Origin of the sequence: Virgisporangium ochraceum (assembly GCF_016863655.1) — a bacterium.
In the GTDB taxonomy this organism is placed as follows: domain Bacteria; phylum Actinomycetota; class Actinomycetes; order Mycobacteriales; family Micromonosporaceae; genus Virgisporangium; species Virgisporangium ochraceum.
The window spans coordinates 129,375-148,646 of record NZ_BOPH01000043.1 but is presented as its reverse complement, the minus strand read 5'-3'; the positions used below and the strand labels follow the sequence as shown (position 1 = coordinate 148,646).

18 protein-coding genes are annotated in these 19,272 nt (G+C 72.9%); 11 read left to right on the top strand and 7 right to left on the bottom strand.

Features of this window, described 5'->3' with window-relative positions; all coding sequences use genetic code 11:
- The first annotated feature begins 22 nt into the window (after window positions 1-22).
- From hisH to pgfA, 7 genes are all read left to right on the top strand, one after another.
- Window positions 23-637 carry an imidazole glycerol phosphate synthase subunit HisH gene (hisH, locus tag Voc01_RS17695; RefSeq protein ID WP_203928540.1) on the top strand — a complete coding sequence of 205 codons (615 nt, stop codon included), beginning with the start codon at window positions 23-25 and terminating at the stop codon, window positions 635-637.
- Window positions 630-947 (top strand): hypothetical protein, encoded by a 318-nt coding sequence (locus Voc01_RS17690; RefSeq protein WP_203928539.1) that lies wholly within the window; start codon window positions 630-632, stop codon window positions 945-947. Before hisH ends, Voc01_RS17690 begins: the two co-directional genes overlap by 8 nt.
- Window position 948: 1 nt before the next feature.
- Window positions 949-1,674 carry a bifunctional 1-(5-phosphoribosyl)-5-((5-phosphoribosylamino)methylideneamino)imidazole-4-carboxamide isomerase/phosphoribosylanthranilate isomerase PriA gene (priA, locus tag Voc01_RS17685; RefSeq protein WP_203928538.1) on the top strand — a complete coding sequence of 242 codons (726 nt, stop codon included), beginning with the start codon at window positions 949-951 and terminating at the stop codon, window positions 1,672-1,674.
- Window positions 1,671-2,054 (top strand): Rid family hydrolase, encoded by a 384-nt coding sequence (locus Voc01_RS17680; RefSeq protein WP_203928537.1) that lies wholly within the window; start codon window positions 1,671-1,673, stop codon window positions 2,052-2,054. Before priA ends, Voc01_RS17680 begins: the two co-directional genes overlap by 4 nt.
- Complete coding sequence (hisF, locus tag Voc01_RS17675) at window positions 2,051-2,809, top strand: imidazole glycerol phosphate synthase subunit HisF (protein ID WP_203928536.1); 759 nt, start codon at window positions 2,051-2,053, stop codon at window positions 2,807-2,809. The genes Voc01_RS17680 and hisF overlap by 4 nt, the downstream gene beginning before the upstream one ends.
- Before the next feature lie 43 nt (window positions 2,810-2,852).
- Window positions 2,853-3,356 carry a DUF456 domain-containing protein gene (locus tag Voc01_RS17670; protein WP_203928535.1) on the top strand — a complete coding sequence of 168 codons (504 nt, stop codon included), beginning with the start codon at window positions 2,853-2,855 and terminating at the stop codon, window positions 3,354-3,356.
- Window positions 3,357-3,465: 109 nt separating this feature from the next.
- Window positions 3,466-4,482 carry a cell envelope lipid trafficking protein PgfA gene (gene pgfA / locus Voc01_RS17665; protein WP_203928534.1) on the top strand — a complete coding sequence of 339 codons (1,017 nt, stop codon included), beginning with the start codon at window positions 3,466-3,468 and terminating at the stop codon, window positions 4,480-4,482.
- Between the two features lie 40 nt (window positions 4,483-4,522).
- Here pgfA and Voc01_RS17660 read toward each other — a convergent pair whose 3' ends face one another.
- A complete protein-coding gene (locus Voc01_RS17660; protein WP_203928533.1) occupies window positions 4,523-5,248 on the bottom strand; it encodes a class I SAM-dependent methyltransferase in 726 nt (241 codons plus the stop codon).
- A gap of 11 nt (window positions 5,249-5,259) precedes the next feature.
- On the opposite strand from Voc01_RS17660, the gene Voc01_RS17655 reads away from it, so the two are divergent.
- Window positions 5,260-6,393 (top strand): glycosyltransferase family 4 protein, encoded by a 1,134-nt coding sequence (locus Voc01_RS17655; protein ID WP_203928532.1) that lies wholly within the window; start codon window positions 5,260-5,262, stop codon window positions 6,391-6,393.
- A 53-nt stretch (window positions 6,394-6,446) separates the two neighbouring features.
- Here Voc01_RS17655 and Voc01_RS17650 read toward each other — a convergent pair whose 3' ends face one another.
- The 3 genes from Voc01_RS17650 to Voc01_RS17640 all read right to left on the bottom strand — a co-directional run bounded on the left by Voc01_RS17650 (window position 6,447) and on the right by Voc01_RS17640 (window position 13,848).
- The gene (locus tag Voc01_RS17650) at window positions 6,447-6,614 is read right to left on the bottom strand and encodes a hypothetical protein (protein WP_203928531.1); all 168 of its coding nucleotides are present in this window, start codon (window positions 6,612-6,614) and stop codon (window positions 6,447-6,449) included.
- Between the two features lie 25 nt (window positions 6,615-6,639).
- Window positions 6,640-8,385: an MmpA family trehalose lipid delivery protein gene (locus Voc01_RS17645; protein ID WP_203928530.1), complete on the bottom strand. Its 1,746-nt coding sequence runs from the start codon at window positions 8,383-8,385 to the stop codon at window positions 6,640-6,642.
- 972 nt (window positions 8,386-9,357) lie between these two features.
- Complete coding sequence (locus Voc01_RS17640; protein ID WP_203928529.1) at window positions 9,358-13,848, bottom strand: alpha-(1->3)-arabinofuranosyltransferase; 4,491 nt, start codon at window positions 13,846-13,848, stop codon at window positions 9,358-9,360.
- Between the two features lie 32 nt (window positions 13,849-13,880).
- Between Voc01_RS17640 and Voc01_RS17635 the strand changes: the two genes are divergently transcribed.
- Window positions 13,881-14,915: a hypothetical protein gene (locus tag Voc01_RS17635; protein ID WP_203928528.1), complete on the top strand. Its 1,035-nt coding sequence runs from the start codon at window positions 13,881-13,883 to the stop codon at window positions 14,913-14,915.
- A gap of 2 nt (window positions 14,916-14,917) precedes the next feature.
- Here Voc01_RS17635 and Voc01_RS17630 read toward each other — a convergent pair whose 3' ends face one another.
- Window positions 14,918-16,657, bottom strand: a complete 1,740-nt coding sequence (locus Voc01_RS17630; RefSeq protein ID WP_203928527.1) for a substrate-binding and VWA domain-containing protein — start codon at window positions 16,655-16,657, stop codon at window positions 14,918-14,920.
- Between the two features lie 129 nt (window positions 16,658-16,786).
- Here Voc01_RS17630 and Voc01_RS17625 point away from each other — a divergent pair, with 129 nt between their 5' ends.
- On the top strand, window positions 16,787-17,242 hold the full coding sequence (locus tag Voc01_RS17625) for a hypothetical protein (protein ID WP_203928526.1): 456 nt from the start codon (window positions 16,787-16,789) through the stop codon (window positions 17,240-17,242).
- The gene (locus Voc01_RS17620; RefSeq protein WP_203928525.1) at window positions 17,224-17,472 is read left to right on the top strand and encodes a hypothetical protein; all 249 of its coding nucleotides are present in this window, start codon (window positions 17,224-17,226) and stop codon (window positions 17,470-17,472) included. The genes Voc01_RS17625 and Voc01_RS17620 overlap by 19 nt, the downstream gene beginning before the upstream one ends.
- A 283-nt stretch (window positions 17,473-17,755) precedes the next feature.
- Here Voc01_RS17620 and Voc01_RS17615 read toward each other — a convergent pair whose 3' ends face one another.
- Both Voc01_RS17615 and Voc01_RS17610 read right to left on the bottom strand, forming a co-directional pair.
- Window positions 17,756-18,202: a hypothetical protein gene (locus Voc01_RS17615; protein WP_203928524.1), complete on the bottom strand. Its 447-nt coding sequence runs from the start codon at window positions 18,200-18,202 to the stop codon at window positions 17,756-17,758.
- A gap of 89 nt (window positions 18,203-18,291) precedes the next feature.
- Window positions 18,292-19,239 carry a CPBP family intramembrane glutamic endopeptidase gene (locus tag Voc01_RS17610; RefSeq protein WP_239160273.1) on the bottom strand — a complete coding sequence of 316 codons (948 nt, stop codon included), beginning with the start codon at window positions 19,237-19,239 and terminating at the stop codon, window positions 18,292-18,294.
- Window positions 19,240-19,272: the final 33 nt, after the last annotated feature.

The window sequence follows — 19,272 nt, the reverse complement described above, 5'->3', positions numbered from 1 at the left end:
GAAGGCGGAGGAGGCGACGACGATGGCAACGGTGGTGGTGCTCGACCACGGGTCGGGCAACCTGCGGTCCGCGCAGCGCGCGCTGGCCCGCGTCGGCGCCGACGTCACGGTCACCGGTGATCTCGACGCGGCGAAACGGGCCGACGGCCTGGTGGTGCCCGGGGTCGGCGCGTTCGCGGCCGTGATGGCCGGCATCGACGCGATCAACGCCGGCCCGGTGATCGCCGACCGGGTGCGCGCCGGCGCGCCGGTGCTCGGCATCTGCGTCGGGATGCAGGTGATGTTCGCGTCGGGCACCGAGCACGGCGTGGAGACGAAGGGGCTCGGGCTCGTGCCGGGCGACGTGACCCGACTCGACGCGCCGGTGGTGCCGCACATGGGCTGGAACGTCGTCCGGTGGCCGGAGAACGCCCGCCTCGCCGACGGGCTGGCCGAGAACGAGCGCTTCTACTTCGTCCACTCGTATGCGGCCCGGCCGACGGCGGGCCTCGACGGGGCCGCGCTGACCGACCACGGCGGACAGTTCGTCGCCGCGTTCGACACGGGCGTGCTCGCGGCGACCCAGTTCCACCCGGAGAAGTCCGGCGACGCCGGTGCGACCCTGCTGCGGAACTGGGTCCGGTCTCTCGGTGGCTAAGGAGCGTGCTCTCCGGAGGGCCGCGCGGCTCGCCGAAGCGGAGGCCGAACGGGCGCGGCGGGCCCGGGCCGTGCGGCGCCGGGCCCTCGTGCGCCGGCTGCGGCCGCGCCGGCCGAAGGTGGGGCGAACGGGACGGATGTTCGCCCGTCGCCCACCCGGTCAGCGCGCCGCGATCGTGACCGGCTGCGTGGGTGTGCTGGTATTGGTCTGGCTACTCGTAGGGTCCCTGACGCTGCGCGTAGCGATTACCGTGCTCGTTGTGCTCGTCGCACCGGCCCTGGTGGTGCTGACATTCGACCGGAGGATCTGACGTGACCCTGACCCTGCTGCCCGCTGTGGACGTGTCCGACGGCCAGGCCGTGCGCCTGGTACAGGGCGCGGCCGGCAGCGAGACGGTCTACGGCGATCCGCTGGAGGCGGCCCTCGCCTGGCAGCGCGACGGGGCCGAGTGGATCCACCTGGTCGACCTCGACGCGGCGTTCGGGCGCGGCTCCAACCACGAACTGCTGGCCGACGTGGTGAAGAAGCTCGACGTGGCCGTGGAACTGTCCGGCGGCATCCGCGACGAGGACACGCTGCTGCGCGCGCTCGCCACCGGCGCGGCCCGGGTGAACCTGGGCACCGCCGCGCTGGAGAACCCGGCGTGGTGCGACTACGTGTGCGGCCGTTTCGGCGACAAGGTGGCCGTCGGGCTCGACGTGCGCGGCGAGACCCTGCACGCCCGTGGCTGGACCAAGCCGGGCGGGAACCTGTTCGAGGTGCTCGAACGGCTCGAGCTGGCCGGGTGCAGCCGGTACGTCGTCACCGACGTGCAGCGCGACGGCACGCTCACCGGTCCCAACATCACGCTGCTCCTGCAGGTCTGCGAGCGCACCGAGAAGCCGGTGATCGCCAGCGGCGGCATCGCGAAGCTCGACGACCTCCGCGCCGTGGCGGCCCTGGAGCCGGTGGGCGTCGAGGGTGTCATCGTCGGCAAGGCCCTGTACGCGAGCGCGTTCACGGTCGACGAGGCGCTGCGCGCGTTGCGTTCCGCATGACAGTCCGGCGGTTCGGTTCGGGCGGGCCGTGGGAGGAGGCCGTCGGGTACTCGCGGGTGGTCGCGGCCGGTCCGTGGCTGATGACCGCCGGGTGCACGGCGACCGTCGACGGAGAGGTCGTCCACGTCGGTGACGCGGGTGCGCAGGCCCGCACGGCGTTCTCGATCGCGGTGGAGGCGCTGGCCGGTGCCGGTGCCGGCCTCGCCGAGGTGGTGCGCACGAGGATGTACGTCCGCGACCGGGCCGACGCGGCCGCGGTCACCGCCGCGCACGCCGAGTTCTTCCGCGACGTCCGCCCGGTGACCGCGCTCTATGTCGTTGCCGGATTTCTGCACCCCGACCACCTGGTCGAGGTCGAGGTGGAGGCGTACAAGCCGTGAGTTCCGTTGCGGTTCGCGTGATTCCGTGTCTGGACGTCGACGCCGGGCGGGTGGTCAAGGGCGTCAACTTCGTCAACCTGCGTGACGCCGGCGACCCGGTCGAGCTGGCCGCCGCCTACGACGCGGCCGGCGCCGACGAGCTGGTGTTCCTCGACGTCACCGCGTCGTCCGACGGCCGGGCCACGATGCTCGACGTGGTGCGCCGCACCGCCGAGACCGTGTTCATCCCGCTGTGCGTCGGCGGCGGCGTGCGCGCGGTCTCCGACGTCGACACGCTGCTGCGGGCCGGCGCCGACAAGGTCGGTGTGAACACGGCGGCGATCGCGCGACCCGAGCTGATCAGCGAGATCGCCGAACGGTTCGGCAGCCAGGTGCTCACGTTGTCACTCGACGTCCGCCGCAACGCCGAGGGCTCGTTCGAGGTGACCACGCACGGCGGCCGCCGCGGCACCGGCATCGACGCCATCGGGTGGGCGTCGCGGGCGGCCGACCTCGGCGCCGGCGAGATCCTGTTGAACTCGATGGACCGCGACGGCACCAAGGACGGCTTCGACCTGGAGCTGATCACCGCCGTGCGGGCCGCGGTGTCGATCCCGGTGATCGCGTCGGGCGGCGCGGGCGCGGTGGACCACTTCCCGCCGGCCGTGGCGGCCGGCGCCGACGCGGTGCTCGCGGCCAGCGTCTTCCACTTCGGCGAGCTGCGCATCGGCGACGTCAAGCGGGAGCTGACCGCGGCCGGGGTGCCGGTCCGCTGACCGGGCGTGTCGCCGGGGAGCGTTCCGGGTAGTTTCCTTCCTCGTGGACCTAGGCGACTCCGCTTCGTCGATCACGTTCATCTGCGCGCTGGCGATGGTGGTCGGCGTGCTCGGCGTGATCATCCCGTTGGTGCCGGGCGTGATCCTGTGCTGGACGGCCACCGTCGTGTGGGCGATCTTCGGTGACGTCGAGAGCGCGGGCCGGTGGGCGGTGGTCGCGATCGCCACGTTCGTCGCGATGCTGGGCCTGGTGGCGAAGTACGCCTGGCCCGGTCGCAACCTCAAGCGCAGCGGCGTACCCAACCTGACCCTGCTCGCCGGTGGCGCGCTGGGTCTGGTCGGGTTCTTCGTGATCCCGATCGTGGGGCTGCCGATCGGTTTCATCCTCGGCGTGTGGCTCGCCGAGTGGCGCCGGATGGGTGACAGCAAGCTCGCGTGGCCGTCGACGAAGTCGGCCCTGAAGGCGGCGGGGCTGTCGATGCTCATCGAGCTGAGCACCGCGCTCGTGATCGCGGGAACGTGGGCGGTCGGGCTGGCGGCGACCTAGGCGGCACCTAGAACACGAATGTTTCGCGCCATCGCTTTCCATCGAAGCTACTGCACGGTAACCTCAGCGACGCTTGTGATTGTCGACACGTCACGTCCGAGGAGGTTCGATGCGACGCGTTGCCGGCATTCTGCTCGTCACGCTCGGAGCGTTCGGGATCACGCTCGGATTGTTGATGCCGACGGTCATATACGACCGCCTCGCTGTCGCACCCCTCGACCCCGACAGCGAGACCGTCGCGCAGGGCACGAACATGACGGTCTTCTACCCGGGCGCGCTGGCCTCGGGCGGGAACCCGATCCGCACCGACGCGACGGTCACGGCGCGCCGCATCGTCAGCGGCAAGTTCGACGCCCCCGAGGTCGAGCTCAACGGCGACGTGGCGCTGTGGCGGGTCGGCCTGGTGGTGGAGGACGAGCGCGGCACGCTCATCAACGCCATCGAGCAGTGGGTGTGTGTCGACCGGCGCACCGCCGAGGGCCTCCAGGACTGCGAGCAGCAGAAGATCGACGACGGCACCACCGAGGCCACCAACGTCGACCAGAGCGGCCTGCAGTACAAGTTCCCGTTCGACACCCAGCGCAAGGACTACGACTTCTTCGACGTGACGCTGCGCAAGGCGCTGCCGATCTCCTACGACGGTGAGGAGTCGGTCAACGGCCTCGCCACGTACCGGTTCGTGCAGAAGATCGACCCGGTGAAGCTGGAGTCGCGGGAGGTCCCGGGCACCCTGTTCGGCGGCGAGGCCGCGAACATCACCGTCGACCGCATGTACCAGAACACGCGCCGGATCTGGGTGGAGCCGCGCACCGGCCAGATCGTCAAGGGCGAGGAGGAGCAGAAGCAGTTCCTCCGCGGTCCCAACAACCGCGAGTTCGTGGTGCTGGGTGGCACCCTCGCGTGGACCCCGCAGACCGTGCAACGGCAGGTCGACGCGGCCCGCGACGCCTCCGACCAGTTGGTGCTTCTGACCCGCACCGGGCCGATCGTGCTGTGGACGGTCGGCGGGCTGATGGTCATCGGCGGCCTGCTGCTCCTGCTGATGCGTCCGGGCGGTTCTCCGGCGAGCCGGCACCGCGGCCGCCGTACCCGCGATCCCGAGCCGGAGCCGGTACCGACGGGCTGAGCAAACCGCCGGCCCAGCCACTGGATAGTCGCGGCGGCGGCTAACGCCGCCGCAACACCATTGCGAGGTTCCACGACACGACCTCGCGCACCACCGGGACCCGCACCACCCAGCGGGCCCACCACGGGTGATACCTCGGCAGGAAGTGGACCAGGTCCGCCTGTCCGGTGCGCCGCGCCCATTTCAGGGCGGCATTGATCGAGATGGGGTAGAGGCTGTGACCGAAACGGTTCTTCGGCTCGTGACCCGTCCGGCGGAGATAGCGGCGGGCGGCGTACCCACCACCGAGGTAGTGCCAGGGCGCCGTCTCGTGCCCGCCCCAGGGCGACCACCACGGCGTGAACGACACGAACACGGTTCCGCCGGGACGCGTCACGCGGACCATCTCGTCGAGCATCTTGTGCGGGTCGGGCACGTGCTCGAGCACGTTGGACGAGTAGCACACGTCGAACCACCCGTCGGCGAACGGCAGCGCCATCCCGCTCGCGCGCACCATGCCCGCCGCCGGCCCGCCACGCGCCGACAGTTCGCCCGCGTCCGGGTCGACGCCGATGTAGCCGGCGCCCGCGGCGCGGAACGCGTCGGCGAAGTAGCCGGGGCCGCCGCCGACGTCGAGCATGCTTTTTCCATCGAGCGGGGTATATGCCTTGAGGAGCCGTACCGAGTCCGCGGCGAGCTCGGAGTAGAAGCGGTCGGGCTCGGTCTGCTCCACGAGGAAGGCCCGGAACAGCCGCACCGAGCGGTCGAGGGTCGCCAGTCGCGTCATGGGAGCCGGCCATGAATCTGCTCGTCACAACGTGGCGCGATACGTCGCATCCGGACTCCGGTGGCTCGGAACGGTATGTGGAGAAGATCGCCGTCGGCCTGGCGGCGAGGGGTCACGACGTCACCGTGCTCTGCCCGCGGCACCCGAACAGCATGGTCGACGAGACCGTCGACGGGGTCCGCTACCTGCGCCGGGGCGGCCGGTTCACGGTCTACCTGTGGGCGCTGGTCGCGGTGCTGCGGCTGCGTCCCGACCTGGTGGTCGACGTGCAGAACGGCATGCCGTTCCTGACCCGCCTGGTGGCCCGCTGCCCGGTGGTCGTGCTCGTGCACCACCTCCACAAGCTGCAGTGGCGGTCGTGGTTCGGCCCGGTGCTGGGCCGCGTCGGCTGGTGGCTGGAGTCGTGGGTGGCGCCGCGGGTGTACCGGGGCTGCCGCTACGTCACCGTCTCGGAGCACACGAAGGCGGAGCTGGCCGGGCTCGGAATCGCGCCGGACCGGGTCACCGTGGTGCCGAACGGGCTCGACCCGGTGCCACGGGTGCACGGCGAGCGTGACCCGCGGCCGCTGCTGGTCGCGGTGAGCCGGCTCGTGCCGCACAAGCGCATCGAGCACGCGGTCGAGGCGGTCGCCCGGCTCAGCGCCCGCTGGCCCGACCTGCGGCTGGAGATCATCGGGCGCGGACCGTCGGCCGACCCGATCGCCGCCTACGCCGAGGAGCTGGGTGTCGGCGACCGGGTGACCCTGCACGGCTTCGTCGACGAGCGGACCAAGCACGAGATCCTGGCCCGCTCGTGGGTGCACCTGTGCCCGTCGGTGAAGGAGGGCTGGGGCATCGTGGTGATGGAGGCCGGCGCCCACGGGGTCCCGACGGTGGCCTACCACGCCGCCGGCGGCGTGGGGGAGTCGATCCTCGACGGCGAGACCGGCATGCTCGCCGACGACCTCGACGGGTTCGTCGCGGCGACGGAGCACCTGCTGCGGTGCGGGCTCTCGCGCGTCGTGCTCGGCGAGGGCGCCCGCAAGTACGTGGCGGGGTTCGAGTGGGAGCACAGCGTCCGTGGTTTCGACCGGGTCGTGCGCGGGATCCTGCACGGTCGGGAGATCGGTGCGCCGCGCCGGGCGCCGGCCACGGTCAAGGGCTGAAGCTGGGTGCGAACGACGACGGCCGGCCCGATCGGGCCGGCCGTGACCTGTGTTCAGCGCTGTCCGTACGGGACGACGTCGCGCTCCTTGACCGTCTTGCTGTTGAACGTGGCCTCGACCTTCTTGTCGGGCGCGTTGTTCGACACGATGGCCACCGTGGCACCTACGCCGAGCGCGACGCCGAGAATGGCGGAGAGCACAATGCCTGCGATCGCGTACACGGGTGGCCTCCTCGGTGGACCCCAGTCATGTCGTACCGCTTCCGGCGACGGACATGAATGTACTCGCCGGTAACCTACGTCGCAACCACGCGCCGAACGCCACGAGGACGGCCAGTGCCGCCGCCGCGTCGGCCGCCAGCACCGTCGCGCGGGCGGCCGCGTGGCCGGTCACCCCGGCCGGTGGTTCGGAGATGGGACCGGGGACCCGGTACAGCGCCAGCCACCGCCCGTCGTGGACCCGCGTGAGCCCGGCCAGCTCCGCCGGCTCGACGGTGCCCGGGGTGCCGTACTCCACCAGCACCCAGCCGATCCCGAGGCGGGCGAGCCGTCCGGGGTCGCCGATCGCGGCGCCGACCTGGGCCGCCCGCTGGTCCTCGCCGCGCAGCGCCTCGTCACCGACCACGAGCGTGTCGTCGACGACGGCGGAGCGGGTGAGGAAGCGGGGCGCGGGGTCGAGCTGGGTGCGCCGGTCGTTCCACCCGAACTGCCGGAACGGCTGGAACGGCAGCACGAGCACGTCGCCGCGGTGCGGGTCACGGGCGAGCTCGGCGCGCACGGTGTACCAGTCCCGCGGGTAGCGGACGGGCTCCAGTTGCCCGCCGACGCCCCAGGCCAGCCCCGGCAGGAGGGCGACAGGCAGCAGCGCCGCGCCCACGAGGATGGCCGAGGCCAACCACCCCCCGCGATCTTGGACACTTGTGCATCGAAATCGATGTAGGAGTGTCCAAGATCGCGAAATGAGGGTCTGGGCGGTCATGGCGCAGCCCAGCGAGGCGGCCAGGGCCCACCAGGCCACCCACTTCTGGCCGTCGCGCAGCAGGCCGGCGCCGGGGACCTCGGCCACCAGCCAGCGCAGCACCGCGTCGGGGCCCGGCACGGTCGCGGCGACGGCCAGCACCACGCCGGCCGCCGCGAGCCCGGCCAGCGCCACCACCGGTGCCCGCCCCCAGGTCGCCGTCAGCCGCCAGAGGCCGTAGCCACCGGCCGCCACCAGGAGCAGCGCGACGAGCGGCACCAGTAACCCGCCCCGGCCGGCGGGCACGGCGTCGGCGTTCCAGATGCCACCCAGTCCCAGCACGCTGACCACGGCCCCGCCCGGACCCTCGCCGCGGGCGGCGAACGCGTCGACGGCGGCCGGATCGGACGCGCCGTTGCCGGCGGCGCCGTGCAGCAGGCCGGGCAGCCACCAGGGCGCGTTGAGCCCGACCGCGAGCGCGAGGGTCAGGGGTGCCCGCCGCATCCCGGCCGCGGCGACCGCGACCCCGGCGGCGAGCACTCCGCCGGTCGGCACCAGCGCCGCCGGCGCGCAGGCCAGCACCAGCGCGGGCCAGCCACCGGGCTCGCCCCGGCGGACCTTCAGCCCGGCCGCGAACACCCACGGCAGGCAGGCGTACGCCACCAGCACCGACCAGTGACCGATGAGCAGCCGCTCGGCCACGTACGCCGACCACGTGTAGAACGTCGCCGCGACCAATGGCGCACCCGGCGCGAGCCGGGCCATCCCGTAGGCGGCCGCCCACACCGTGAGCAGCAGGACCGCCTTCTGCAGCAGGTCACCCGGTACCACGGTGGTCGCGAGCGCGACCACCGCGTCGGCGGGTACGGCCCGGGGCAGCGCCGACCCCAGCCCCACGCTCTCGGGCAGCAGCGGCTGCCGGGGCGTGAAGACCATGTCGTAACGCAGCACGAAGCCCGGTGCGAGAGCCGGCCCGACGATCACGAGCGCCGGCACCACGCACGCGGCGGCCAACAATCGCGATCGATGCGTCACGGACCCTCCCGGTCGACGGTGATCCCCGCTAGAGTCTGGATGTTACCGACCGGTAATGGAGGTCCGATGACGGTCACCGTCGACCGGCCCGGCCGCGTGCACCGCCAGGCGCTGATCGTCTCGGTCGCGTCGCTCGGGAGCAACGCGTCGAGCTACGTGTTCACGGTGGTCGCCGCGCGACTGCTGGTCCCGGCGTCGTTCGGCGAACTCTCCGCGCTGATGGCGGTGCTGGTGGTCGGCGTCGTGCCGGCGATGAGCGTGCAGACCGGCGTCGCCCTGTACGTGGCGGCGGGCCGCCGCGAGATCAGGGCGGCGGTCGGCCTCGGGCTGTGGCTGGGCGCGGCCGTCGGCGCGCTCGCGCTCGCCGGTGCGCCGGTGCTGGTGGGGCTTCTGCACCTGCGCGGCGCCGGCCCGGCCCTCGTGCTGCCGGTGGCGCTCATGGCGTTCCCGGTGCTCGGCGCGCTGTCCGGCGTGCTGCAGGGCCGCCAGCGGTTCGGCCGGCTCGCGCTGGTGATGGGCCTCGACACCGCGCTGCGGATCGGCGGCGCGATCGTCGGCCTGCTCGTCGGCCGCAGCCCCACGGCCGCGCTGGTCGGGCTGGCCACGGGCATCCTGCTGGCGACCGCGGCCGCTTTCGTCCTCTGTGGACAGCCGCGGCCGGCGCGGCCGCCGCGGGCCCTGCTGCGCGGCGTGGCCCACGCCGGCTACGCCACGGTCGGGCTGGTGGTGCTGCTCAACCTCGACGTGATCCTGGCCCGCAACGTGCTGCCGGCGCACGGGTCCGGGGTGTACGCGGTCGGGCTCGTGCTCACCAAGGCCGCCTACTGGCTGCCGCAGGCCGTCGCCGTGGTCGTGCTGCCGCGGCTGGCCGACCCCGCGAACCGGCGGTCGGTGCTGCGCGCCGGTGTGCTCGCGGTGGTCGCGATCGACGCGCCGGTGGTGCTGCTGGCGGTGCTCGTCGGCCCCGACCTCCTACCGGTCATCGGCGGTGCCGGATACCGCGGGGAGCCCGTCGTCCTGTGGCTGTTCGCGCTCACCGGGTCGCTGCTTGCCGTTGCCCAGCTGCTGCTGTTCTCCCGCGTCGCGAGCGGCGACATGCGGTCGATCCTCGCGGTCTGGCTCGGGATCGTCCTGGAGATCTGCCTTGTCGCGTGGCGGTTCCACGGGTCGGTCACCGCCGTCTCCAGCGCCGCCGCCACCGTCGCCGGCCTGCTCGTCGTGCTCGGCCTGATCGTCGAGGCGCGGGGTGTCGGTGCGCGGAGTGTCGGGGTCGGCGGCGTCGGGGTCGGGCGTTCCGGGGACCGGCACAGCGGCGGCCGCGACCCCGGCGCAGACCGCGACCAGCATGGCGGCCTGGGCGACCCAGCCGTAGGCCCAGTCCTGCCCGTGCCCGCTCAACCGGCCGGCGACCGCGACCACGCCGGCGACCCCCGCACCGCCGAGCACCACCCAACCGAGCGACCGCGGGTACAGCTGCCGAAGCAGCGCACCGGCGAGCACCAGCACCACCCCGAGCACGCCGGCGATCGCGGTCGCCAGGACCAGCACGGCTAGCGCGAACACGATCGCCGCGCTCCGTCCCGGTCCCGTCGCTCTGTCCGGGGCCGACCAGCGACGGCGCAGCGGCGGCACGACGGCCAGCACCACGACGAGCAGCACCGCCCCCGCGCCGAGCGCGAGGCCCGACCGGTACGTGCCGTCGGGCGTGAACGTCAGCACGACGACGCCCCCGGCGCCCTCCGGCACCTCCCACGCCTGCTGCCAGCCGTCGACGCGGGTGGCGGTGAGCGGCCGGCCGTCGAGGGTCGCGCGCCAGCCCGCGTTGGCGTTCTCCGGAACCACCAGCAGCGCCCGCGGACCCGCGGCGACGCGGACCCGGCGCTCCGTGTCCTCCCAGCGCTGCACGGTCGTCGCCCGTTGGGTCGGCGCGTCCACCGCCGCGGCACCGCTGCCCGGCGCGGTGGCGGCGTCGCCGGTCGGCCGCAGCACGGCGTCCTGGCCGAGGAACGACTCCGACGGGTTGACGCGCAGGTGGTGCTCGCCGGCGGACAGGTCGAGCTGGTCGGCGGCGAACAGGTCGCAGATCCGCACCGGCAGCGGCGTGCGGTCGTGGTACTCGGCGAGGGTGCCGCTCACCGAGGTCGGCAGCCGGACCCCGTCGATCTCGACCGACGGGCCGTAGCCGCACGGCACCTCGAACCGGGTATCGGCCGGTACGGGCTTCCTGAGATCGGCGAGCGCCGGCAGGTCGACCTCGGCGAACCCGACGGTGGCCTCGGCGCGGCCACCACCGCGCCGGTCGACCAGGCGCGGTTCGTAGCCGGTCACCACGATGTCGACGCGGTCGGTGGTCACCGCCGGGAACGTGGCGCTGCCGTCGGCGCGCAGGAACGCGATCCGGGTGCCCGCCGGCGTGCGCAGCTCGATGCCGTGCGGCCGGGACCCGACCGGCCGGCCCGGGAACCGCACCGTGATCCGGTCGAGCGTGCGCTGGCCCTGCCACTGCAGCCGCAGCGTCGGCGCGCCGTCGCCGAGGTCGGCGAGCCAGGCGGTGGTCGGGTCACCGTCGACCGCGGCGAGCGGCGTGACGCGCGTGTCACCGGCCAGCCACGACGAGGCGCCGACGATCATCGACCCGGGCAGCAGCGGTGCCGGTCCGCGCGGTTTCGGCACCGCGGTGAGGCTCAGCCCGTAGCGGGCGTCGCGCGGCGTGCGGAACAGGCGGTCGAGGCCCTGCGGCTCCTCGCCGGACCGGGCCAGGTTGACGTCGCAGCGCACGGTGCCCGGGTTGATGTCGGGCGACTCGTAACAGGCCGGCCGCGCCTCCGGTCCCCGCGTGAACACGTACGTCGGCGCCCCGCTCGCGGTGCTCTGGTCGCTGGGGACCCGCAACGCGCGGCGCATCGCGATCCCCGGCAGGCTGAGCTCGGAGATGCCGACGTCACCGGTCGTGTTGCCACCGAAGACGTCGAGCACAGTGACGCGCACCGTCGTGGTGAGGCCGTCGGGCGCCGCGTAGGTGATGTCGTTGCCGAGCCGCACGTTGTGGTCGATCGAGCCGCGGTCGGTGGTGATCCGGAACCGGGTCACCCGCCAGCCGACGCGCACGTCCTCCACCCAGCGCAGGCCCACCCGCTGGATCTTGCGTGGGGTGTCGAGCGTGACCTCCAGCCACTGCCCCTGCGGTCCGTTCGCGCTCGCGCTGTGCCAGGCCGTCGCGATGTCGCCGTCGATCGCGGAGAAGGGCAGCCGGGACGGGTCGATGCCGACCACGGAGTCGGCGAAGCTCTCCGCCGTGGACGCGTTGACCGCCCGCACGCCCTGGTACTCCGCGGTGGTCAGGTGCTCGGTGCCGGCGACGGGCAGGATGTCGAGCGTCGGGCGGTCCTGGCGGGCCTGCTCGGTGGCCGTCAGGGTGTGGCTGAGGTTGTCGCGGACGAGGCCGACGTTGCGTTCCCGCGATCTCAGCCCGTCGGTGACGAGGAACGGGCCCTGCCACCGCTGCGCGTCCGGTGGCAGGTCGCCGGCCAGCACGGCCGGCCGGTCGTAGGTGATCGCGCCCTGCTCCAGCAGCGGAAGCATCGACTCCGGGCCGCCGCTGACAGCCGCCACCTCGTCCATCGGCACCGTCCGTGCCAGGGGGATGTCGTGCTGGACCTCGTAGATCTCGATGGCCTGCGGGGGCAGTTCACCGTCGTCGACCGGGCTGCGTTGCCAGTCGGCCGGTGCGCGGGTCGGCCCGAACGCCTTCGCGAGGGTAAGGCCGCCGGAGCGCTGGAGCGCCTGCCGGAGCACGGCGATCGGCGGGGTGTCCGGCCGGGACCGGTCGATGTCGTTGCGCAGCAGCACGAACCGGTAGCCGTTGCGGGCGAGGTACTTCGACAGGCCGGGGGAGCCCTGGCCGCTGGCGAGCACCTGCTCGACCGTGTCGAGGAAGCGGGTGTTGCCCGCGGAGCCCAGCGGCACCTGGCTCCGCAGCGCCCAGGGTGCGCCCGCGAGCGGCTGGATCGGCTCGTCGACGGTGCGGCCCCAGGTGTAGAGGCCGAAGCCGGTGCCGGGGACGAGGAGCGTGCGGGCCTGCCGGTCCTGGTTCTCCAGCCAGCCGGCGGCCTGCCGCCAGTAGCCGGGGAGGTCGCTCCAGCCCGGCCCGGGACGCAGCGCGAACAGCCAGGCGGGTGCCGCCACGACCACGATGAGCACGGCCATCACGGCGGTGGCCACGGCCGGCGCCGGCACGTTCCGTTCGGGGACCCTGATGGATCTGATCCCGATGCCCCATCGCCGGTGTGCCTTCGTCTGGAACGCTTTCGTCCGGACGACCGCCGGCAGCAGCGTGAGCGCGTGGGCGAGCCCGAGCGCGATCGGCAGGCGCAGCACCGGTTCGATCTTGTGGACGTTGCGCAGCGGCGCCAGCGGCCCGTCGAGCAGGTCGCGGGCGACGTTGGAGAACGGCGAGTCGAGCGAGCCGACGAACCCGACGGTCAGCATGGCGACGCCGGTCAGCAGCGACAGCACCAGGAACCGCCGTTCCGGCAGTCCGCGCGCGGCCAGTCCGGCGAGCCCGACGGCGGCGACGACCGCGGTCGCGGCCATCAGCACCGGGTTGTCGATCAGCATGAACCCGGCCGGCCACCACGGCTCGCCCTCGACGACGTAGGCGACCCACTGGTTGGTGCCCCGTACCGCCTGGAAGAGCGAGACGACCCCGGTGGTGTTCGTCGACGACTCGACGAAGCTGAGGAACGGCAGGCTGTACCGGCCGAGCAGGAACAGCGGCAGCAGCCACCACAGCACCGCGCCGGTCACCGCCACCACCCACCACGCGGTGAGCGCCAGGTGGCGCCGGGTGAACCGCCGGGTCAGCATCCACAGGCCCGGCAGCACCATCACCATCACGACGATGGCCGCGTTGACGCCGCCGATGCACAGCACCGCGATCCCCGACAGCGCCGCGGCGCGGCGCGGGTGCCGCGGGTGGACCAGCGGCAGCAGGACCCACGGCAGCAGCGCGGCCGGCAGCATCTCCGCCGAGACCGGCCCGATCTCGGTGAGCATCCGCGGCGCCAGCGCGTACGCCAGCGCGCCGAGGTGCTGGCTGACCGGGTTGCCGATGCCCAGCTTGCGGGTCAGTAGCATCACCCCGCCGAACGCGAGGCACAGCAGCAACGCGCCCCACAGCCGCTGCGTGACCCACATCGGCACGCCCAGCGCCTGCCCGACCGCGAAGAACGGGCCCATCGGGAACAGGTAGCCGTACGCCTGGTTCTGCAGTTCACCCGACGTGGCCATCGGGTTCCACAGGTGCAGCGAGCGCTCCATGAACCCGGTCGGGTTGACCGCCAGGTCGAGCTTGGTGTCGAACGTGACCCGGCCGGGGCGCTGCACGAACGAGACCAGCACCAGGGCGAACAGGCAGCCGACCGTCGACGGGTTGCGACGGACGGCTTCCCTCACGCGCGACATGTGGACCTACCTCGATCGATATGCTGGCGCGCGTGACGGACGCCGAGCGGGCATGGTTGCGGGCCCGTGAGGTGGTGGGCCTCTACGGCGACCCGAGCGTGCCGTGGAGCATCGTTCTGCAGGCCACTCTGGGTGAGCCGCTGAACCCCGGCGTGCTGCTGGGGCGGCTGGCCGCGCTCGCCGGCCGGTTCCCGCACCTGGGCGGCGCGCCGTCCGTGGTGTCCTCCGGCCGGCCGGAGGACGTGCGGGCCGACTTCGCGAGCCGTATATACGATGGTCGATCCCCGCTGGTCCGGGTGGCTGTTCTCGACCGGACGCTGCTGCTGGCCGCCCATCACGGCGCCGTCGACGGGCTCGGGCTGCTGGCGCTGCTCGGTGCCGCCGTCGACCGGCCGGTGCGCACCGGGGTCGTGGGGATGCGCGACCGGGAGATCGCCCCGTCGTTCGCGCTGGCCGCCGCCCGGCGGGTCGGCGAGGCCGTGTTCGCGCCGCCGATGCGGCTGCGCTCGGTCCCCTCGGAGGCCGACGGCGAGGTCCTGGTCTCGGCGGACCTGCCGCGCCTGGGCGTCGGCACCGCCGCGGTGACCGCCGCCGCGGCCTCCGTCGTGCGCGAGTGGAACCGGCGACGGCGCGGCCGCATGGTGGCGGCGATCGGCGCGTCGCGCCGTGACGGCGACGACCTCACGCCCGAGCACCGTGCGGCATACCTGCGCCTGCGGCTCCCGCCCGGCACCGACCGCGCCTCGGTGCGCGCCATGCTCGAGAACCAGCGCCTCGAGCCCGACTTCCCGCCGTCGCGCAACCCGCTGCTGCGCCTGGGCGCGCGGGCGCTGGCCGGCCGGCTGGGCGCCACGTTCCTCGCGTCGAACCTCGGCGCCGTCGAGGTCGGCCCGCCGGTGGCGGCGCTGACGTTCTTTCCCCAACCGAGCGGACCGGTGGGGGTGGCCATCGGCGTGGTCAGCACGGCCGGGTCGACGTCGCTGACCGTGCGGGCCCGCCGCCGCGACCTCACCGATGCCGCCGCGTCGGACCTGCTCGCCCGCCTTGTCGCGGCCGTGCGGAGTTAGCGCTACTTTCTGCACGACGGGGGCTGGCAACCGAAGTCCGAGAGGGCGGAGAAGAAGATCGCCCTGATGTCGCCGGGCTGCTGGGCGACGTACACCCGACCGTCGACCGCCCGCGAGATCTCGTTGAGCTCGTTGACGTCGATGCCGTCGCCGAGGCCCATGAACAGGATCGGCAGCGGGCGCCGCGGGTCGGCGAGCTTCTGCAGCTCACCGATCAGCTGGGCGCGGCCGATGCTGTTGTCGTCGTCGTTCTTGCCGTCGGTGGCGATCAGGACGATGTTGATGCGGCCGGGCATCCACGTGCGGCGGGCCTCCTGGTACGCGGCGAGCGTGGTGTCGTAGAGGCCGGTGTCGCCGTCGGATTTCGCCTTGATGCCGCCCAGCGTGCCGATGATGCGGCTGCGCTGGTCGGACAGCGGACCGGTGGGCACCAGCACCTGGTAGTCGCGGTCGCCCTCCATCCGCGTGGAGAACACCCAGATCCCGAGCTCGGTCGCGTCGAGGAGCAGCCCCACGCCCTCCTGGCCGGCCTGCATCATGAGGCTCAGCCTCGTCTGGCCGTTCGGCGTCCGTTCGTTCATCGACCCGGAGACGTCGATGACCGCGAGGATGCGCGCCGACAGCTGCACGCCGGTCCAGCGGCTGAGCACCTGGACCAGCTCGTCCTCGGTGGGCATGGCGACGGGCGCGATCGGTTCGGTGCTCACCCGGCTGGCGCTCGGAGACGGGTCCTTCGTGGTCGGCGGGGTGCCGTCGGGGTCGCGGAAGCCGGCCTTCTGCAGCTGGTCGCGGGCGTCGGGACGCAGGAGCCGGTCGAGGAACGTGGTGGCGGCGGTGACCTCCGCCTTCTGCGTTCCCGGTAGCACGACGTACGGGAAGTCCAGCGTGGGCACCGTCTCGCCCGGGTAGCTGGCGACCAGCGAGGTCGCCGCGCCGCCGCGCGCGTTGTGCCGCAGCAGCGCCTGCTCGGACGTGAAGAACGCCGGGAGGCTGCCGGCGCCGCCACCGGCCTCCGGCAGCTTCAGGTAGAGGTCGGCCGCCCGCGGGACCACGTACTGGGTGAGCCGGCGCAGCACCAGCGACTCCGCCGGACCCGCGTCGGGCCGCTTCGCGGTGGCGGCCTGCACGCCTACGAGGCCGGCCACGCCCACCGGGTCGGCGGCCGGGTCGGGGATGCCGATCGGCAGGGTGGCGCCCTGGGTGCCGAGCAGGTCGGACCACGGCACGGGCCGTTGCGGCCAGCCCAGGTTCCGGGCGGCCGGCTCGGTGAGCGCGACCACCACCGGCGTCGTCGCGATCGACGTGCCGCTCGCCGGCAGCGTGAACGCGCCGCGGGCCTGCGCCCGGCCGAGCCAGAACGTCGACTCCGGCACCCACACCTGCGGGAGCGTGCCCGGTGGCGGGTTGGCCAGGATCTCGGCGTACCCGGCGGAGTCGCGGGCCGAGACCCGCACCTCGGCGCACGATCCCGCGGCACCCGATCCGGCCAGTTCGCCGAGCGCCGGTGCGATCGCGGGTGCGGCCGCGACCTCGAGCACCACCGGGTCGTCGCACTTCTCGGCACCGAGGGCGGCGTTGATCCAGGTGACACTCGCCCACGCCACGAGCACCAGAACCAGAGCGGCGCTGAGCCAGACGACCGCCGGCGGCACCGGACGGCCGCGCCAGTTCAACCTGCGCGCGAGCGTCGCGGATCGGGCGGGTTCGGGGCCCGGAGCCGTGGGGGCGGCGCTCTCGGACATGAGGGAGAGCCTGCCATGGGTAGCTACCGCTCGGTAGCCCCAGATGCCTCGATGGCGCCGAATCGTCACGCATCGACCCATGACATTTCCGCGCCGGCAAACTCGTTCAGTAACGTCTATGATCGTCCAATGCCGTCGCAGGAGCACGAGCTGGTGACCGAGATGTTCCGGGTACGCCCGGAACTGGCAGTCGATGTCTTGGAGGCGATGAACTGGCAGATACCGAAGTATGAGGACGCCGTGGTGGTGGCCGGCGACCTGACTGATGTGATTCCCACCGAGTACCGCGCCGACCGCGTCGTGAAGTACGCCGGTGCGGACGGGAAGGTGGTGTTCGCGGTGATCGTCGAGGCGCAGTTGGGTACGGACAAGCGGAAGCGGTTCTCGTGGCCGGCCTATGTGGGCACGCTGTACAGCCGGTTGGAGTGCCCCGTGCTTCTTCTCGTCGTGTGTCTCGAGGAGAAGGTCGCCGACTGGTGCTGCGAGCCGGTGGTGATCACCGATTCCGACTTCTTCAGGATGGCGCCGGTGGTGGTAGGACCGCGAACAGTGCGGGTGACCGCGCGGTGCTGGAGGAGATCGTGACCACTGCGGGATACAAGAGCGACTTCGCGCGTCACCACGAAGCGGTGGGCGAGGCACGTGGCGAGGCGCGAGGTGAGGCCCGGACGCTGCTCATGATCCTCGAGGTCCGCAAGATCGAGGTTCCGGACGATGTCCGGGAACGGATCTCCTCGTGCACAGACGTCGGTCAGCTTGACGTGTGGGCGCGCCGAGCGGTTACCGCCGATCGGATCGGCGACCTCTTCGGCTGAGCGGGCCCCGGCCGTGTCCTGAGTCGCAGGTTCACTTGCCGCCGGCGGCCGGACAAAACCGACAGGCCGGCTCGGCCGGAACTTCGCCGCCACTGTCCGTCATCGGAAGTCTGCTCAACAGGTCTGTGCGGACCGCCTTGATCGTCGTTCGAGGAACGAACGTGGAGTCACACTGCAGTTTCGTTCCTCAAACACCGATCAACAGACACCCGCACCCGCAAGACTTGCCGTTCCACACCGCGCAGTGACGCCACAACCGCATGCGGATCTGGAAACTCCGACGCTAGCGGGTGTGGACTGCGTTCAAGGGGCGGGTCGGGATCCGGGAGTTCCGCATGCGTAGCGTCAGCGGGTCGCGGCCCGCGGTGCGCCTCCGGCAGGCGATGAGGTGGCCGGCCAGCACGGCGGCCGAACCGGCTCGTACGCAGGTGTCGGCACCGGCCTCCAGCACCTCGGCCACCCGCTCGGCGGTCGCGGTCGGCTCGATCAGGACGACCAGGCGGGCACCGCCGCCCAGGGTGCGGTGGGCCGCCGCCACCTCGGCGGCGGCCGGGTAGACCAGGAGGGCAAGGTCGTCGGGACCGGCGGCGGCCACGCTCGCGGCCGGCGAGACCGTCCAGGAGTCGGGCAGGTGGCGCGTGAGACCGGCGACCGCGAGCGCGTCACCGACGACGCGCACCGCGCCGGTCGTGGATAGCGCGATGTTCCTGGCGTAAGGCTCCACCAGCATGGCTCCTCCATCCGGTCGGCGACCCCCCGGCCGGCGACCGGATCACGATCCCAGCCCGACCTGAACGGGTGGTGTGCTGAACCTGGGTGTCACCTGTGTGCCCCATGACACGTCGACGTCGGCAGCCCGCGTCGCCGAGCCAGCCACGTGACCACGAGTGTGTAGCCGAGCACGACGGGTATGTCGATCGCCAGCATCAGCACGGACATGTCGGCCGCGGTCACCTCGAGGTCCAGGGTCCCGAACGCGACGCTCCACGCCATCGACATCAGGTTGTTCGCCAGGTGCAGCGCGATCGCGGCCTCCAGCCCGCCGGTCCGCACGGTGACCCAGCCCATGAAGCAGGCCCAGATCACCAGGTCGACGAAGCCCCACACGGTGCCCCAGCCGTGCACGGCCGCGAACAGCACCGCCTGCACGACGATCGCCGGCCACAGCCGCCCCCGGAGGAAGGCCAGCGAGCCCACCCCCTGCAGCAGCCAGCCGCGGAACGCGTACTCCTCGGCGGCGGCCTGGAACGGCACGATCAGGACCAGCACGAGCATCGCCCGCAGGAACGGGCCGCCGCCCACCCAGGCGCCGGGATCCCCGGTAGCGGCGGGGAAGAGCGGCGCGAGCACGAACGACGCCAGGAAGAAGACCACGACCGCCGCGAACGCGAGTGGCAGGCACCACGCGAGCCACCCCCACCGGAGGCGGCCGAGCACCGACGACACCGTTCCGGCCGGCCGGCGCTGCACCAGGCGGGCGGCCAGCAGCACGAGCGGCAGCCCGACCGCGATGCCGGCGAGAGCCACGGCGGTGTCGGCGAGCGGCGGCAGGATCGGCAGGTCGTCCACGTCGCGGGGCACGTCGGCGACCTGGCCGCCGACCATGGCCACGCCGTACAGGACGGTGGAGGCGGCCACCGTGCCGGCGAGGATCAGCACCGTGCCGAGGGCGGTGCGCCATCCGGCCGGCCCCGCCAGCCGGTGGTACGGGAGAGCGGGGCGCACCACCTGGGGGATCGGCCCGGGCACGGGCGCGGGGTCGGTCACGCGCGGAGGATGCCGTGGGCCGGCTTCGAACGC

Coding starts and splice junctions, on each gene's coding strand:
- Voc01_RS17660 (WP_203928533.1), bottom strand. CDS start 5,248: ATGACGCGACTGGCGACCCTCGACCGCTCGGTGCGGCTGTTCCGGGCC.
- Voc01_RS17615 (WP_203928524.1), bottom strand. CDS start 18,202: ATGCTGGTGGAGCCTTACGCCAGGAACATCGCGCTATCCACGACCGGC.
- Voc01_RS17630 (WP_203928527.1), bottom strand. CDS start 16,657: ATGTCCGAGAGCGCCGCCCCCACGGCTCCGGGCCCCGAACCCGCCCGA.
- hisH (WP_203928540.1), top strand. CDS start 23: ATGGCAACGGTGGTGGTGCTCGACCACGGGTCGGGCAACCTGCGGTCC.
- Voc01_RS17625 (WP_203928526.1), top strand. CDS start 16,787: ATGCCGTCGCAGGAGCACGAGCTGGTGACCGAGATGTTCCGGGTACGC.
- Voc01_RS17640 (WP_203928529.1), bottom strand. CDS start 13,848: ATGTCGCGCGTGAGGGAAGCCGTCCGTCGCAACCCGTCGACGGTCGGC.
- Voc01_RS17680 (WP_203928537.1), top strand. CDS start 1,671: ATGACAGTCCGGCGGTTCGGTTCGGGCGGGCCGTGGGAGGAGGCCGTC.
- Voc01_RS17655 (WP_203928532.1), top strand. CDS start 5,260: ATGAATCTGCTCGTCACAACGTGGCGCGATACGTCGCATCCGGACTCC.
- pgfA (WP_203928534.1), top strand. CDS start 3,466: ATGCGACGCGTTGCCGGCATTCTGCTCGTCACGCTCGGAGCGTTCGGG.